This is a genomic window from Neorhizobium sp. DAR64872/K0K18 (assembly GCF_050500175.1).
Lineage (GTDB): Bacteria > Pseudomonadota > Alphaproteobacteria > Rhizobiales > Rhizobiaceae > Neorhizobium > Neorhizobium soli.
Genome location: NZ_CP191445.1, coordinates 859,560 through 875,699, shown reverse-complemented (window position 1 = coordinate 875,699; position 16,140 = coordinate 859,560). Strand labels below are relative to the sequence as shown.

Annotated in this window: 14 protein-coding genes; 3 read left to right on the top strand and 11 right to left on the bottom strand. The window is 59.0% G+C overall.

Annotation, left to right across the window (positions count from 1 at the left end; all coding sequences use genetic code 11):
• Nucleotides 1-26: 26 nt before the first annotated feature.
• From ACQY1P_RS03875 to repA, 10 genes are all read right to left on the bottom strand, one after another.
• Nucleotides 27-941, bottom strand: a complete 915-nt coding sequence (locus tag ACQY1P_RS03875) for a TIM barrel protein (RefSeq protein ID WP_430252982.1) — start codon at nt 939-941, stop codon at nt 27-29.
• Between the two features lie 14 nt (nt 942-955).
• Complete coding sequence (locus ACQY1P_RS03870; RefSeq protein WP_430252980.1) at nt 956-1,714, bottom strand: glycerophosphodiester phosphodiesterase family protein; 759 nt, start codon at nt 1,712-1,714, stop codon at nt 956-958.
• Between the two features lie 20 nt (nt 1,715-1,734).
• Entirely contained in the window at nt 1,735-2,616 is an 882-nt protein-coding gene (locus ACQY1P_RS03865; RefSeq protein ID WP_430252978.1) for an ABC transporter permease, read from the bottom strand.
• Between the two features lie 14 nt (nt 2,617-2,630).
• Nucleotides 2,631-3,557 carry an ABC transporter permease gene (locus ACQY1P_RS03860; RefSeq protein WP_062458560.1) on the bottom strand — a complete coding sequence of 309 codons (927 nt, stop codon included), beginning with the start codon at nt 3,555-3,557 and terminating at the stop codon, nt 2,631-2,633.
• 11 nt (nt 3,558-3,568) lie between these two features.
• Complete coding sequence (locus tag ACQY1P_RS03855; protein WP_430252976.1) at nt 3,569-4,567, bottom strand: ABC transporter ATP-binding protein; 999 nt, start codon at nt 4,565-4,567, stop codon at nt 3,569-3,571.
• On the bottom strand, nt 4,564-5,577 hold the full coding sequence (locus tag ACQY1P_RS03850) for an ABC transporter ATP-binding protein (RefSeq protein WP_430252974.1): 1,014 nt from the start codon (nt 5,575-5,577) through the stop codon (nt 4,564-4,566). Before ACQY1P_RS03850 ends, ACQY1P_RS03855 begins: the two co-directional genes overlap by 4 nt.
• Before the next feature lie 72 nt (nt 5,578-5,649).
• Nucleotides 5,650-7,284 (bottom strand): ABC transporter substrate-binding protein, encoded by a 1,635-nt coding sequence (locus ACQY1P_RS03845; protein WP_325264336.1) that lies wholly within the window; start codon nt 7,282-7,284, stop codon nt 5,650-5,652.
• Nucleotides 7,285-7,617: 333 nt separating this feature from the next.
• Nucleotides 7,618-8,946 carry a plasmid replication protein RepC gene (repC, locus tag ACQY1P_RS03840; RefSeq protein WP_430252972.1) on the bottom strand — a complete coding sequence of 443 codons (1,329 nt, stop codon included), beginning with the start codon at nt 8,944-8,946 and terminating at the stop codon, nt 7,618-7,620.
• 157 nt (nt 8,947-9,103) lie between these two features.
• The gene (gene repB / locus ACQY1P_RS03835; RefSeq protein WP_430252970.1) at nt 9,104-10,123 is read right to left on the bottom strand and encodes a plasmid partitioning protein RepB; all 1,020 of its coding nucleotides are present in this window, start codon (nt 10,121-10,123) and stop codon (nt 9,104-9,106) included.
• Nucleotides 10,124-10,126: 3 nt separating this feature from the next.
• Nucleotides 10,127-11,323: a plasmid partitioning protein RepA gene (gene repA / locus ACQY1P_RS03830; protein WP_062458574.1), complete on the bottom strand. Its 1,197-nt coding sequence runs from the start codon at nt 11,321-11,323 to the stop codon at nt 10,127-10,129.
• A gap of 385 nt (nt 11,324-11,708) precedes the next feature.
• Here repA and ACQY1P_RS03825 point away from each other — a divergent pair, with 385 nt between their 5' ends.
• The 3 genes from ACQY1P_RS03825 (at nt 11,709) to ACQY1P_RS03815 (ending at nt 15,053) form a co-directional block, all read left to right on the top strand.
• Entirely contained in the window at nt 11,709-12,797 is a 1,089-nt protein-coding gene (locus tag ACQY1P_RS03825; protein WP_430252968.1) for an RHE_PE00001 family protein, read from the top strand.
• Nucleotides 12,798-12,924: 127 nt separating this feature from the next.
• Entirely contained in the window at nt 12,925-14,127 is a 1,203-nt protein-coding gene (locus ACQY1P_RS03820; RefSeq protein WP_430252966.1) for a mandelate racemase/muconate lactonizing enzyme family protein, read from the top strand.
• Between the two features lie 11 nt (nt 14,128-14,138).
• On the top strand, nt 14,139-15,053 hold the full coding sequence (locus ACQY1P_RS03815; RefSeq protein ID WP_430252964.1) for a DMT family transporter: 915 nt from the start codon (nt 14,139-14,141) through the stop codon (nt 15,051-15,053).
• 56 nt (nt 15,054-15,109) lie between these two features.
• On the opposite strand, the gene ACQY1P_RS03810 is transcribed toward ACQY1P_RS03815, so the two are convergent.
• Nucleotides 15,110-16,114 (bottom strand): TRAP transporter substrate-binding protein, encoded by a 1,005-nt coding sequence (locus ACQY1P_RS03810; RefSeq protein WP_430252962.1) that lies wholly within the window; start codon nt 16,112-16,114, stop codon nt 15,110-15,112.
• Between the last annotated feature and the right edge of the window lie 26 nt (nt 16,115-16,140).

The following is a 16,140-nucleotide window of genomic DNA, read 5'->3' as shown; positions in this document are numbered from 1 at the left end:
AAGTATCCCTCCCCGCCCTGCCGACGTTATTCTGCCGCGATAGCTGCGCTGCGTCCGTTCAAGGCCATGAGGCCCTTTGCCCGTTCCAGACTTGCAGGCTGTTCGGCATGGTAGCGCCGTCCGATTTCCATCATCAGCACGGTGCCGGGCAGGAAGGTGAGTTCGGAGAAGATGTCTTCCCAGTCGATATCGCCCCAGCCGAGCGGCATGTGCAGATCGCCGATGCCGAGCGCGGTATTTTCCTGCACGTGGAAACCCTTGTAGAAAGCCTGCGGGCGGCCGAAGCTGTCATGGACATGCAGATGACCCGCAACAGACGCCATGGCCCGCAGTTCCTCGCGGAAGTTCAGGCCGCGATAGGTCGATTCGATATAGGCGTGGCTGAAGTCGATCAGTGCCACGAGGTTCGGATGCCCGATGGTTTTGACCGTTTCGGCGATCTGGGTGGGCGTCTGGCGATACTGGCCGGGCTCCGTGGTGAAGATGTTTTCAAACGCGACCCTAACACCGTAAGGCTTGCAGAATTCGGCGAGTTCGAACAGCGCTTCGCGTTCGCGGGCGTCGGCCTCGGCACGCTCCATGATCTGTTCGGCGCGGAGATTGCCGCCGTGCTGCACCAGGATGCCGGCACCGATCCGATCGCAGATCTGCGCAAGCGCCTTGGCGGCGTCGAGCTGGTAGCGGCAGGTTTCCGGCTCCATGAAGTTCGAGGAGACAAGGCCATGAACCGTGTAGCGGAAGTCGAACTGCTTCGTCAGCGCCACGAGCCGCTCGGCGCGTTCTTCGATGATCCGGCCGCCCGAGATCAGATCGAGGCTGGTCAGACCGAGTTCGACGGTATCGACGCCGATCTCGCTCAGGATGCGAAGTTCCTTTTCTAGGCTTTCAAGTTCTCCATTGGTGGAGCCGGCATTGAAGCCTGTGCCGATGATGTTGCTCATTGTCGTATTCCCTTTCAGGCAGGTTCGGATTGGAACTGGGTTTCGCGTCGCAGATCGAGCGCGAGGTCCGGGCTGTCGGAGGTCAGGTGACCGATGCCGCGGTCAAGCCAGCGCCGGATCAATGCTTCGTCGTTCAGTGTCCAGACACAAAGGTTTTCGAGCGGAAGTTTGCCGGTGATAAGCGCCCATTCGGCATCCATCAGCTCGTGGTGGATGGCAACGATATCGGCGAGGCCGTCGACCTTCTCGAGGAAGCGTTCGAGACCGCCCTCTTTGTCAGCCCATTCCGCATTGACGGACACGAGGCGCGCAATATGCGGAGCAATGCGCTGGCATTCGTCGAGAACGGAGAGGTCGAAGGAGGTCAGATGGCAGCGATCTGCCAGACCGAACTGCTCGATCTCCGCCACGACTTTTTCGGCAATGCCCGGATAGGGTTGCTTCGCCTCATCCGACTTGATTTCCACATGCAGTTGCTTGCCCTCGGATGTCGCAAGGACAGCGAGGACGTCAGCCAGCGTCGGTACCGTGTCATCGGAACCGTCGAGAAGCGTTTCGCCACGCATCTCCGGCGTCAGCGAGCGGACCGGGCCGGTCTTGTCCGTCGTGCGATCGAGCGTCGCGTCGTGGATGACGACCAGTTCGCCGGTATCGGTCAGGTGCACGTCGAATTCGATCGCATCCACACCCAGATCCAGCACGTTGCGAAAGCCGGTCATGGAGTTTTCAGGCCAGAGATTGCGGGCTCCCCGGTGGCCGGTGATCTTCGTCATTGTCGTCTCCTGAAGTGTCATCAGCGAAGTGTCGGATCGAGCTTGTCGCGCAGCCAGTCACCGACGAGCGAGATGGAAAGCGTCGTCACCATGATGACGAAGGCCGGCGCCAGCATGATCCACGGCGCCCGTGTCAGGTATTCGCGGCCGAAGCCGACCATGTTGCCAAGGCTGGTTTCCGGCGGCTGCACACCGAGGCCCAAAAACGAGAGCCCGCTTTCCATCAGGATGATTTCCGGAAAGGTCAGCGTCATCGAGACGATCAGGGTCGAGGCAACGTTCGGCAGGATGTGGTGAAGATAGACGCGGCCAGGCGTGGCGCCGAGCTGCACAACGGCAGACGCATAGCCTTGCGCGCTGGCCGAGATCGCGAGGCCGCGGGCGATGCGGGCATAGCGCTCCCAGCCATAAAAACCCATCAGACCGATCAAAAGCGGCATCGACGAACCGAAGAAGGCGAGGACGGCGAGCGACATGATCAGGAACGGGAGGGCCGCCTGGAAATCGGCGAGCACGAGGACGAAGTGCTCGACCGCTCCCCGGAACTTTGCCGCGGCAAAGCCGAGCACGGTGCCGAACACGGCAGAAATGATCGTTGCACCAAAGGCGATCGCCAGCGATACGCGGATCGACTGCAGCAGGCGCGACAGGACATCGCGGCCGAGCTCATCGGTACCAAGCAGATGCGCTGGATTGCCCGGCAGCGACAGACGGGCGCGCAGATCCATGGCGGTAATGCCATAGGGGCGGATGATGTCTGCGAACACGGCAACCACCACCATTCCGATCAGCCAGACGATGCCGAAGGTAACCGAGAACGGGACCTTGCGGACCTGCTTGATGAAGCGGGTGAAGAGAGACAGGTTGGGCGATTGTGGGCGGGCGATATCAGTAACAGTCATGACCGGCCTCCTCTCTAGTGAGCGCTCTGGGCGCGAAGCCGTGGATCGAGAAAGCCGTACAGCAGGTCGACGATAAGGTTCGACACGACCATGGTTGCGGCGACCAGGAGCAGGATGCACTGGACCACAGCGAGATCCCGGTTGCTGACCGAGACGACGAGCAGGCGACCTATGCCGGGCCAGGAGAAGATCGATTCCACCACGACCGCGCCGGCGATCAACGTGCCGACCATGAACCCGACGATGGTGACGATGGGAACTGCCGCATTCGGCAGCGCATGCTTCCAGACGACATCCTGCCACTTCATTCCCTTGGCAGAAGCCGTGCGGATATAGGGCTGGCCCATCACCTCGATCATCGCACTTCTCGAAAAGCGCGCGAGAATGCCGATACCGCCGATGCTCATCGTCAGCGTCGGCAGGATGCCGTGCTGCCAGGTGTCCTGACCGCCGGATGGAAGCAGCCCGAGCGTGATCGAAAAGATCAGCACCAGAAGCAGGCCCATGACGAAGGACGGAATGGTGAAGCCGAAGATGGCGGCGAGGATAACGCCGCGATCGATCGCGCTCTGGCGATGCAGCGCGGCATAGACGCCGGCCGGGATACCGATCACGACCTTCAGGAACAGTGCCGGGATCGTCAGCTGCAGGGTCGCCGGAATGCGCTCGATCACCAGCTGCATGGCGGAAGCCTTGTCACGCATGGAGACGCCGAAATCGCCGGTGAAGATCGCCCGGATATAGGACAGGTACTGGATCCACAGCGGCTGATCGAGGCCCCAGGCCTTGCGGAAGGCATCGACGGATTCCTGCGGAACGTCAGGACCGAGCATGACCTGCGCCGGATCACCCGACAGCCGCAACACGACGAAGGCAAAGGTGATGACAGCAAGGATGGTGATCAGCGCGCGAAGGAGGCGGATGGAAGCGAAACGAAACATCGGGAATTCCTTTAGGCCGCAACCGACGCCTCGGCGCGGGTCACCATGTGACAGGCCGCGGTTCGGCCATCGGCAACCGACAGAAGCTGCGGCACGCTGGTACGGCAGATATCGGCGGCAAGCGGGCAGCGGGGATGGAAGGCACAGCCGGATGGGCGGTTGGCAGGGTTCGGCGGCTCTCCCTGCAGGATGACGCGGCCTTGAAGTAGCTTGCCCGGCACCGGCACACTGGAAACCAGCGCCTTGGTATAGGGATGCAGCGGCGTCTTGAAGATGACGTCCGAGGATGCTTCTTCGACGATACGGCCGAGATACATGACGGCGACGCGGTCGGCGATATTGCGGACCACCTTCAGATCATGGCTTATGAACACCATTGCGATGTGGTTTTTCTCCTGCAGGTCGCGCAGCATGTTGACCACCTGCGCCTGGATCGACACGTCGAGCGCCGAGACAGGCTCGTCGCAGACCAGAAGCTTCGGCCGCGATGCAAGCGCCCTGGCAATCACGGCGCGCTGACGCTGACCGCCCGAAAGCTCATGCGGGTAGCGACCCGCCTGATCAGGCCTCAATCCCACGGCCGACATCAGCTCGGCAACGCGCGTTTCCCGATGGGGCTTCGGCACGAGATTGTGGATGGCGAGCGGCTCGCCGATCTGCTCGGCAATCGTCAGACGGCGGTCGAGCGCTGCCAGCGGATCCTGATAGACGAACTGCATTTTTGCCCGCAATGCACGCCATTCCGGCGTTGCGAGCTTCGGCATCGGCTTGCCTTCGAAGAGAGCCTGCCCTTCCTGCGGCGGATCGATACCCAGCAGCATGCGGCCGAGCGTCGACTTGCCGGAACCGGATTCGCCGACGATGCCGAGCGTCTCTCCGGGCATGACCCTCAGATCAATGCCATCGACGGCGCGCACCGGTGTCGCGCGTCCGAACATGCCCTGGCGAACTTCGTAGGTCCTGACCAGACCTTTCGCTTCGATGAGCGGCGTTTTGAGAGTGTCGCTCATGACAGCGCCTCCAGAACGCGAGCCTCAACCGGGTGCGTAACGCCGATAGGAGGATGGGAACCGACGGGATGGTGACAGGACAAAAGCCGCCCATCGTCCCTGGACTGAAGAGCCGGCATGCGGGTCCGACAGTCGATTGCGGCATGCGAACAGCGCGGCGAGAAAGCGCAGCCTTCCGGCAGCTCACGTGGATTGGGAACGGTCCCGGGAATGGGGATCAATCGGTCGCGCGGACCATCCAGACGAGGAATGGCATCGAAGAGACCGCGCGTGTAAGGATGGCGCGGGTTGTCGAACAGGGCCTGGATTGTCCCCTGCTCCACGATACGGCCGGCATACATGACGCAGGCGCGCTCGCAGACCTGCGAGACAGCGCCCAGATCATGGCTGATAAAGATCGTTGCCATGCCGGTTTCGGCGCGCAATGCGATCAGAAGATCAAGGATCTGTGCCTGGATCGTGGCGTCGAGAGCTGTTGTCGGCTCGTCGGCAACCAGCAGATCGGGCTCGCCGGCAAGCGCCATGGCAATCATCACGCGCTGACACTGGCCGCCGGAGAATTCGTGGGGAAAGAGATCGATGCGTCGGCGTGCATCCGGAATGCCGACCATGTCGAGCAGCCGCAGCGCTTCGGCCTTTGCAGCCTCCCCGTGAAGGCCGCGATGGATCGCCAGTGCTTCGGTGATCTGGCGACCGACGCGCAGAACCGGATTGAGCGAGCTGGACGGATCCTGGAAGATCATTGCGATCCGCTTGCCGCGCACGCCTTCGAGCACGTGTCGTGGCTGTGCCAGGATTTCCTGTCCGTCGACGCGGACTGATCCGCTGACCGTTGCTTTTCCGGGCAGAAGCCCGAGTGCCGCGAGCCAGGTGACGGACTTGCCGCAACCGGATTCACCGACAAGGCCAATCGCCTCGCCGCGGGTGATATCGAGATCGATACCATGCAGTACCTGAACGCCGTCGAAAGCGACCTTCAGGCCGCGCAGTTCCACAAGGTTTTTCACCATGGAACGCACCTCCATTTTATAAGCAGATGCGCCGGCCGCGAATTCCGCGGCCGGCGTGAGACATCAGAACGATCAGGCGTTCCAGTTGGCTGTGCGGAAGTCCATGGCGAAGGCAGGTGCTGCCTTCCACTTCAGAGACTTCTTCATGCCGGTAAAGACGGCGTTCTGGTGCAGGACCTGATAGGCGGGGTCTTCGCGTTCGCAGATTTCCAGCATGCGGGCAAAAGCCTTGTGGCGCTGGGCGCGGTCAGTCGAGGTTTCCATGATGACGGAAAGCTTGTTGACCTCCTCGTTCGTCCAGTCCTTCTTCTGCTGCGCTTCGCCGTTTGGTCCGAACTGGACGACGAGTGGCGTGATCGGATCGTTGATCGAGTTGGAGGCCGACCAGTCGCGAACACCCTTGACGCCTGCCGGATCGTGGATCTGCGCCCAGTTTTCCTTCATCTGGATCTCGACGTTGAGGCCAACCTGCTTCCACATCTCAACCATGATCTGCGCGTTCGCAGTCTGGTTGGTGTAGTAGTTGTTGAGAAGGCGATACGGGATGGCGTCGCCCTTGTAGTTGGCTTCCTTGAGCAGCTTCTTGGCTAGATCCGGATTGAATTCCGGGGCAGCCCAGCCTTCGACATACATGTTGGATGTTTTGAAGGAGTCGAATTGAAGACCGGCTGGAACGACGGTCTGGCCTGCCCACAGCGCTTCCACGATCGCCTGACGGTCGATCGAGTGCGTCATCGCGCGACGGACGAGCGGGTTGGCGAGAACCGGGTTCTGCGTGTTGAAGGTGGAGATCCGGTGGTTCCAGATCGTCGAGCTCTGCACTTCGAGGCCCGGAGCGGCCTTGATTGCGGAGATCTGATCCGGCGGCAGGTCGCAGGCGAAGTCGTATTCACCGGAGAGCAGGCCGTTGACGCGGGAAGCGACTTCCGGAACCTCGACGAAGCGGATCTGCTGCAGCGGCGGACGGCCACCCCAGTATTCGTCGAAAGCGACGAGCGTCAGCGACACGTCTGGCTTGAATTCCGAGACCATGTAAGGACCGGTCGTGACCGGCTTGCGGGCCCAATCCGTATAGCTCTTGGCTTCGTCCCAAGCGCGGCGGTTGGTGATCTGGCTGCCGAAGGAATAAAGGCGGCCTTCGAGCGTGATGTCAGGCGTTGCATTGTGGAAACGCACGGTGTGCTTGTCGACGACTTCGACACCGGCCAGCGCCGGCCAGAGGCGACGAGCGACACCCGGAACGATCGCCGGAAGTTCTTTCACCGTCGTGGGCTTGTTGTCGGCTTCGAAGACGGTCTTGCCGCCCTTTGGCTCGGTATTGCCGAACAGGCGTTCCTTGGAGAAGGAGAACGCAACATCTTCAGCCGTCAATTCGTCGCCGTTGTGGAATTTCACGCCCTGACGCAGCTTCAATTCTAGCGTCTTGTCGTCGATGCGCTTCCATTCGGTGGCGAGACTGGCAACAGGACCCTGATTGCCCATCCAGTCGCGGCCGATCAGGCCTTCCCAGAGGTTCGGGAAAAACACGCGTTCGCCGACGTTCGACTGCTCGTTCCAGACGTCCAACGTGTTGTTGTTGGTGATCTTCTGAACGGCAATCGTCACCGATGGGCGTGTCGACTGGCTGAAGGACATGCGCGGAAGAACGATGGTGCCGGCTGCAGCTGACATCAGCCCCAAAGCGTGGCGACGGTTGATAGAAAGCATTGGATCTCTCCTGTGGGCGAGTGAATGCATTCACGGAAAACACAAGGGTTTCCGCGTCAGATGCCACTCGAAATCGACAAACAAATTTGAGCCGGCTGGCCGCGTGTTTCGGGAGGACCCTCAACCGCGCCGCTGACTTGGCGTAGCTCTAGGGGACCAATGTTACGCGGATGTGACGTTTGTCTGTGTGTTCGATTTCCACTTGTTGACGCGATCTCCAGACGCGCTGGCCTTCAGGAAGGAGAGGTTTCTCTTTGTTTCACAAACTCCGAACGATGGTTCCGCGGACCTCTTTGTCGACGGGGATCGAGCGAAAATTCCCCGATGTCATCATCAGCAAACCCAAGCGGTTTTGGTCGGGCCTTGTTGGGGTGAGGTCGTGCCTGGGTATGTTTCAGGCTTCGATCGACTGCCTCTCATCAGAGCCATCAGCATCGGCGCGGTCGCGAATTCACCCTTCTCTGCCCGGCGGGTCAGGTCTCTCAGATAGCCTCCAGCAGACGTGATATGCTCAGCGCGTTCGAGCATGCAGGCAAGCACTGTTGCGGCGTTCTCAGGCCCCATCACGATTGCTGCGCGTTCATAGACAGCTGGCGTGATGTCGAGAGTGGAACGAACAACATAGGCTGCCGTAATCAGATCCCTCCAGGACGCGATCCCACCTCTTGGCCCATAATCGTTGATCTGGGTGCAGGCTTGCAGGACGAATGGGAGTGGTAGAGCTTTGTGTGTGGTGATCGAGCTCAAACGAGGGCGCTTTTGCCGAGTATCGCGTTGATCGTCAATCTCTTCGATTGCTGTGCCGTTCGCCAAAGTGTGTTCCGGTGCTCGTTCGGTTGAAAGCCCTTTCGACACCGGTTCAGATTCAGAAATGATATTTGTTTTTGAATCCTGTATGTGGCGCTCACTTTGAGATTCATTGGCGCTCATCTCTGGTGATTTCATATTTAATTTCAATTGGTTGACGACTTCTTCACGAAGTACCGAGAGTTTTGTGAGTAGCGGCTCTGCGATATCGAGAGTGAGGACGCGCGGAATTGCCTGTAGGACGCATTGAAGATTTGTCTGTGCCTGCTCCCAGTCACCGGAAATCTTTTCATCCACGGCAAAAGTAATCAGCTTTGCGAGATCTCTTCGGCAAAGAGTAATTCTCTCTTTTGCAGCCTTGAGTTGTTCACGGCTAAGAGCGATCTCCGCTGCCATCGTTTCGATCTCTCGTGCGCGTGCCAGAAGTGGTGCGAGACTGAAGCCGAAAGCATCATCGAGTTTGCCACCTGAACTGCGGCGCGCATAGCGTTTGCCGTTCGGGCTGTCCTTGCGCAGGATTAGTCCGGTTTCCACCAGCACCGAGAGATGGCGCCGAAGTGTTGCCGGTGCCATTCCACGCGCTCGAAGCGACAACTGGGCATTGGACGGGAAGACGATGAGATTGCCATCTTCGCAAAGTTCATCGCCCGGATAGAAGGTCAGGAGCGCGTCGAGCACAGTCAGTGCCCGGTCACTGATCCCGAGGGATGACCGTGATTCGCAGATCGATCGAAACAGTTTCCACTTTGATCTCTTGATTCCGGATCTGATTTCGCTGGCTTTTTGTTGGTTTGCCAACAGCCCATACGACATAGCCCGCCGCCCAAAGGGCGTCGTGACAGTTCCACTCTCCATTTTCTCTCACCTTTTTTCAGGCAAAAGAAAGCCGCTCACCGAAACGGTGCCAAAGACTCTTGACTGTGATTCATGGAAGTGCGATTCTCGATCTTGCTAGAAATCGGAGAGAGGCTTCCACGACCTTGGTCGTTCGGGGGCCTTTTTCTTTTGCTGATCAAACTCCCTTGTTGCGTTTAAATTCTGCGAAAAGCTCTGTGAGCCGTTCGCTGACGAAGTCGTCAAAACCCGGCGCGCTTTTCGCATCGAACACGAATGTCGACCGGTTTCCCGATTTGCGCATGACAACCGGCAGACCGCTCAGCTGTGCTTGAGCCGGCTTGCCACTATCCTCAGGTTTCGCGGACAACTGTGTAAAGGCGAGCTGGAAACGCTCGTCGCTTGTCTTACCCTCTGCCCTGCCCTTCTGAAGCGACGAGAGCAGCCTTGGAATGTTTCCGGCATTGAGCTTTTCCGACAGCTCCGTCCACCGCCTGCGGCCAACCTCAGGTGCCGGACCGACCGCATCGATGATTTCCATCGGAATCGCCCGGACCAGGCTGATCATTTTTGACAAGGCTGCCTTGTCGACGCCAAGCGCTGCCATGATGATATCGCGCGTGAACGAACGATCCTCGAGACGGGTGGCGAACAAGGCGCGTTCGATATGCGAGAGGTTCGTGCGGGCGTTGTTTTCCTGGCCCTGGCTGACGACCAGCTGGTCATCGGTCAGAACGCGGACAACCGCCTTGACCTTGAGGCCCAGCTGTCTGACGGCTGCAAGTCGGCGGTGACCGTAGGCGACCTGGAACCGGCCCGACTGGTCGGGATGAGGCCGCACGAGGATCGGCACCTGCTGTCCATGCTCGCGAACCTGCTCGACCAGCTGGGACAGCGCTTCGCCATCGATCAGCATACGGTCGGAAACAAAGGAACTGTCGATCAGCGATGGATCCAGTTCAACGACGGAAAGCCCTTCCGAAAGCTGCCGCTCGAGATCCTGCGCCCTTTCCATCTTCTGCGTGATGCTGCCAAGCGTTCTCGTGATGCCACCAACGGGGACACCGCTGCGCACGGCCGGTGCCATTCCGGCCAATGGACGTGACGATTGAGCAGCCGGGGGTGCGGCAGGTGTTGGCGCTGAACTGTTGTCCGGCGCCGGAGGCTCGAAGATGCCGATCAGGTTTTTACGTGCCATCTGTTAGCGCCTCCCCCACACGGACCGGATCAATTCTTCAATCTCGAGGTTCACGGCATTGAGCGAATCCATCGCGCGGTCGTAAGTGCCGCGGGTGAACTGGTTGCGCTCGACCTCATACAGTGTCTGTTTCGTGACGCCGGCATCGGAGATCGCCGTCGACTTCAACATAGCGTTGTGAAGCATACGATTGCCGAAGATGGCGCGCATAAAACCCGTCATCTGGCTCTGTGGGCCGTCATTGGGTTCAAACCGCGTCACAAGATAACGCATCCAGTCATAGCTTGTCCGCCCCCCTGCCCGCTCAACGACCGACATCAGTTCGCTGGTCATCGAGAGAAACTGCGACATCGACATGACGTCGAGCATCTGCGGGTGAACGGTAATCAAGGTCGATGTCGAGGCGCAAAGCGCCGACATGGTCAGGAAGCCGAGCTGCGGCGGGCAATCGATGACGACGACATCGTAAAGGTCTTCGATATCGGCAAGAACTTCGCCGATGCGGGCAAAGAACATCGTCGCAACCTGTCCCGACGCCATGGCCTTTGGTGTTTCGTGCTCGAACTCCATCAGCTCGAGGTTGCCCGGCAGAATATGCAGGTTCGGTGTGTAGGTGGAGCGGACAATTTCCGAAATAGGGCGCGGATCCTCATAGCGGATCGCACCATAGAGCGTCTCGCCTTCGCCCACATCGAGCTCGGGTTGATGCCCGAACAACGCCGACAGAGACGCCTGCGGATCGAGATCGATCGCGAGCGTCTTGTAACCACGAAGGGCAAGATACTGGGAGAGATGCGCGGACGTCGTCGTCTTGCCGCTTCCGCCCTTGAAGTTCATGACGGAAATGACCTGCAGCTTTTCGCCAGGACGGCGGGCCGGTACGTATTTCGCCACGCCGTTCTTTTCGTCGAGAACCTGACGAATACGATCCATGTCGGTCGGTAGGTAAACACGCCGGCCGTTCGCCAGCGGCTCGGGTCCGTATCCTTCTGCGGCAACCTGACGGAGATAGCCTTCTCCGATGCCGATGAAGCTCGCGGCTTCGGCTGGCTGGAAGGGCCGGATCGTCTTTTGAGATGTCGGTGCGAAGATTTTCGCTTGATGCATCTGAAGTTGATGCGCAAGCTCCTGGGCATCTGTTGCCAGAGTCGTTGGCAAGTGCTCCTGAGGTTCGTCGACTTTCAAGCTTGGCTGCGGCATCTTTCTCTCCAACTGCGCAATTGGCGAAGTTCTTCGGAAAACTGCGCAGTTGAATATGCCCCGATTCGCACGAGTTGTACAAATGATTCAATGCAGATGAATTTTGCGCCTGTGGAGAGCAAAAGTCGCGCTCGTTGTCCGCGGACAACGAGAAGTGGGGCAGGGCTAAGGTATCAGATTTTGCTGAGTGGATCGCTAAACGTTTGCCATCTTTAACCTGTCTATAAGCGTTTATGGTGCTTGCTTATCTCCATACAGATGCTAGCTTGATCCATCACGCCAGAGGCTAAACGGTTCCATCTCACGGACGCATCCATCTTGTGTCCGGTAGCGAAACCGAACGTGACGCTAGCTTTCACAACGGCATTGAACTATAACGCTTTCAATGCGTTACGATCTCTCAAAAATAGACTTTGGTGAGTTGTTCGGACCGATCTCCGCAGCGACTGCCGGCGTTGTACGACTCGATGAGCGGATCGCTAGTTCCCCCGTACGGCAAGGCTGGATCGATCGCGCCCAATTCTTGGAAGCCTGCTCGTCCCTGTGGATCGATGGGGAACTTGTCCATATCGAAGACCTTGTTCTCCATGACGCAGGGATGGCAGTTCGAGCCTCCACTCACGAATTGACAGTTGCCCATGACGTACTGCGAACGCGCCGGCGAATTGCGGCGAGCGAACCGGAATGGGCCTTGAGCGCCGCTGGTCTTGCCGCGCTGAGGTCTGGTCGTCATGACGAGGCTCAAGACATTGAGATCAAGGCGGCACCGAGAGGGCTCGCAACGCTCTCGCGTGACGATGATTTCGAGGATCCCTTAGCAGCTATCGATGCTGTTCTCGCGCGAAGCCAGGCGTTGCTTGCGGACGCCGTAAGCGTTCGTTCGATGAAGATACCAGGCCGGGACGCTCTCATCTATGACGAGGACTGGGACGAGGACGCTCGTCTGTCGGAATGGCGGGTGGTGTTGGACGAAACGCAGTCCATGCCGCCCCTCCTCAGGGCCGCCGTTGCGTGGGACGCTTGGTCTAACCTGCAGGTGTCGAAGCATGCGCCATGGCTTGGACGTTTGCTGGCGAGCGCGGTGTTGCGCGAAGCCGGGTTAACCGAAACGCAGTTGTCCGCGGTCAACTTCGGTCTCCGGCAGGTGTCGCGGGAGCGCAGAATGACCAGGAACCGCATGGTGAGGCTTCTCGCGTTCACGGAAGCAATTGCGCTCGCGTCCGAGCATGGCATGAAGGAGCACCAGCGGTTGTTCCTCGCCAAGCAGCAACTCGAGCGCCGTCTGGTGGGCCGGCGACAGTCGTCGCGGCTTCCCCAGCTGATCGAACTTGTCTTGTCGCGCCCGCTTGTTTCGAGCGGGATGATTGCCGACGCACTGGAGATAACCCCGCAGGGCGCGCTGAAGATTGCTGCCGAACTCAATCTTCGTGAATTTACCGGGCGAGGGCGCTTTCGCGCCTGGGGAATACTTTGATCTGAAGGGTTAACGCGTTGCAAATAAAGACAAAAGCGAACTGAAACGAGTGTTCCCGGCCTTTCTATCGTCCAAACGATCCCTTAATGATGAGGGTCTGTCGTGGAGGACATTAAGGGAGGTATCAATGAAGATCACGAAACTCGAAACCGTGCGAGTTGCAGAGCGCGCAAACCTGATCTGGGTTCTGGTTCATACGGATGAAGGTCTGACCGGTCTCGGCGAGACGTTCTTCGGGGCAGAGACGGTCGAAAGCTACATTCACGAATATGTTGCACCGCGGGTGCTCGGCCGCGATCCGCTTGCCATCGATCTTCTCGCACAGGACCTCGTGGGCTATGTCGGGTTCCGATCCTCGGGTGCCGAGGTGCGTGGCAACTCGGCTTTCGACATCGCGTTGTGGGATCTGTTCGGCAAGGTCACGGGCCAGCCGATCGCGCAGTTGTTGGGCGGCTTCAGCCGCAAGGAAATCCGCACCTACAATACCTGCGCCGGCACCGAGTATATCAAGAAATCCACTGGCCAGACCACGGGCAACTATGGCCTGTCGACCGGCTCGGACTACGACGATCTCAACGGGTTTCTCAACCGGGCGGACGAATTGGCACATTCGCTGCTGGAGGAGGGGATCACGGCGATGAAGATCTGGCCCTTCGATGCCGCCGCCGAAAAGACGAGGGGACAGTATATTTCACCTTCCGATCTAAACGCAGCGCTTCAGCCATTCGAAAAGATCCGCAACGCTGTCGGCGACAAGATCGACATCATGGTGGAGTTTCACTCCATGTGGCAGCTCCTGCCCGCGATGCAGATTGCCAGGGCGCTGACGCCCTACAGCACGTTCTGGCATGAAGACCCGATCAAGATGGATAGCCTGTCGAGCCTGCGTCGTTATGCCGACGTATCGCCCGCACCAATCTCAGCATCTGAGACCTTGGCAACGCGCTGGGGTTTCCGGGATTATCTCGAAACGGGCGCCGCCGGCATCGTCATGCTGGACATCTCCTGGTGCGGCGGACTGTCGGAAGCACGCAAGATTGCATCGATGGCGGAGGCTTGGCATTTGCCGATCGCTCCGCACGATTGCACCGGCCCGGTTGTCCTCGGCGCATCGACGCACCTGTCGCTTAACGCACCCAATGCGCTGGTGCAGGAAAGTGTGCGCGCCTTCTACAAGACGTGGTACCGCGATCTCGTCACCGCACTGCCTGAGGTGAAGAACGGCATGATCACGGTTCCGCCTGGTCCTGGCCTCGGAATGGACCTCAATCCAGACCTGGACAAGCTCTTCACCGTAACACGGCGTTTCTCAAACCTCGCAGACATGTAGGGCATCGCGGCATGATCGCATCCATCTCCAAGCAAATCGTCTCGGCGCGCATGGCCGGGCCCCTCATCATGCTGCTCGGCATGGTCATGTTTGCGCTTAACGACGCCATGGGGAAGTGGCTCGTTTCGAGCTACGGCCTTGGACAGGTCGTGCTTGTGCGCAGCCTCGCCGCGCTTGTCATCTTGCTGCCTTTCCTGTTCTTTCAGGGATTCGGCTCGCTGCTGAAGGTCGAACGACCCGGCATGCAGGCCCTTCGGGTGTTCTGCTCCACCGCCGAGGTTTTCTGCTTCTACTATGCCGTGATGTATCTTCCGCTCGCAGACGTCATGACCTACTGGCTCGCAGCACCGATCTATGTCGCCGCGGCCTCGCCACTGCTACTGGGTGAAAAAGTCGGCTGGCGTCGGTGGACTGCAATCGGCATCGGCTTTATCGGTGTCGTCATCACGCTCGAACCGTCGAGCGCGATGATCAGTCCGCCAGCGATCGTATCCATCTTCGGCAGTGCCGCCTTCGCGTTCATGATGATTTCAGGTCGTTTCCTGAGGGCCACCCCAGACCGGACGCTTGTCTTTTTCCAGATTGTCGGTGCGGCACTTGCAGGCCTTGCTTTCGCGCCTTTCGACTGGTCGCCGATCGCTTCTACCCGCGATTTTGGTCTGCTTGCATTGCTCGGTATAGTGGCAATGACAGCTCATGTTCTCGTTAACAGAGCATTGAAGATCTCCGATGCGGCAACGGTCGCTCCCCTACAGTACACGCTTTTGCTCTGGGCGGTTCTGTTCGGCTGGCTGTTCTTTGGCGATATGCCGAGATACGGAATGCTGATCGGAGCGGCACTGATCGTCGGTTCCGGCGTCTTCATCTTCCTGCGCGAGCAGACGCTGAAGAAGCGCCAAAGGGTGCAGCCGATCGCGATCGAATAGCCATGAAAAAAGCCCGCGACGGTAACGTCGCGGGCTCGTCTGCCTAAGCCTGATGCTTACTTACGAACTTCCTTAAGTTCCGCCAGGATGCCATCAACCACATCGGCACCAATCTGGTCCTTGTGCTTTTCATAGACAGCAAGCGACTTTTCACGAATGCGAGCCTGCTCCTCAGGCGACAGCGTGTTCACCTCCAGGCCGGCGGCCTTGATCTTTTCCAGCGACTTCTTGTTGAGATCGCCGATCACCTGGCGCTCCACATCGCGACCGACCACTGCGCATCCACGCAGTGCAGTCTGTTCTTCCGGCGAATAGGTGTTGAAGATCGCCTTGGAGAAGAGGAAGAGGAACGGAGTATATGCGTGGTTGGTCTCGGTGACGTATTTCTGCACTTCGAAGAACTTCGACGTGTCGATCGTCACATAGGGGTTTTCCTGCGCGTCGATCGCGTTGGTTTCCAGAGCCGAATAGACTTCGCCGAAGGCCATCGGGGTCGCGTTTGCACCAAGGTTCTGGAAGGTGTCGAGGAAGATGTTGTTCTGCATGACGCGAACCTTCATCCCCGAGAAATCTTCCCACTTGGTGACGGCGCGCTTGGAGTTCGACAGGTTGCGGAAGCCGTTTTCCCAATAGGCAAGATTGACCAGACCGGCGCCGTCGAGCTTCTTGTTCATCTCGTCGCCAAATTTGCCGTCGAGCACCTTGTAGGCCTCAGGGGCATCGCGGAACAGGAACGGCAGGTCGAAGACGCCGAGTGCCGGAATGATGCCGACGAGCGGAGACGAGGATGTGACGACGGCTTCCTGAACGCCCGAGCGCAGCGCCTGGGTTGCCTGAAGGTCGCCGCCAAGAGCGCCGCCCCAGAAAGCGGTCAGCTTCAGCTTGCCGCCGGACTTCTGGTCCAGGCATTCCTGCATGGCCTTGATTCCGTTACCGACCGGATGGTCGGCATTGATGCCGTTAGAAACGCGAATGTTGCGGCTCTTGAATTCGGCGAAGGCCGGTGCCGCTGTGGAGCAGGCAAGCGCGATCGCTGTAGTGGCAAGAAGCAGTCTCTTCATAGTAGTCCTCCCAGTTGGACGTTGAT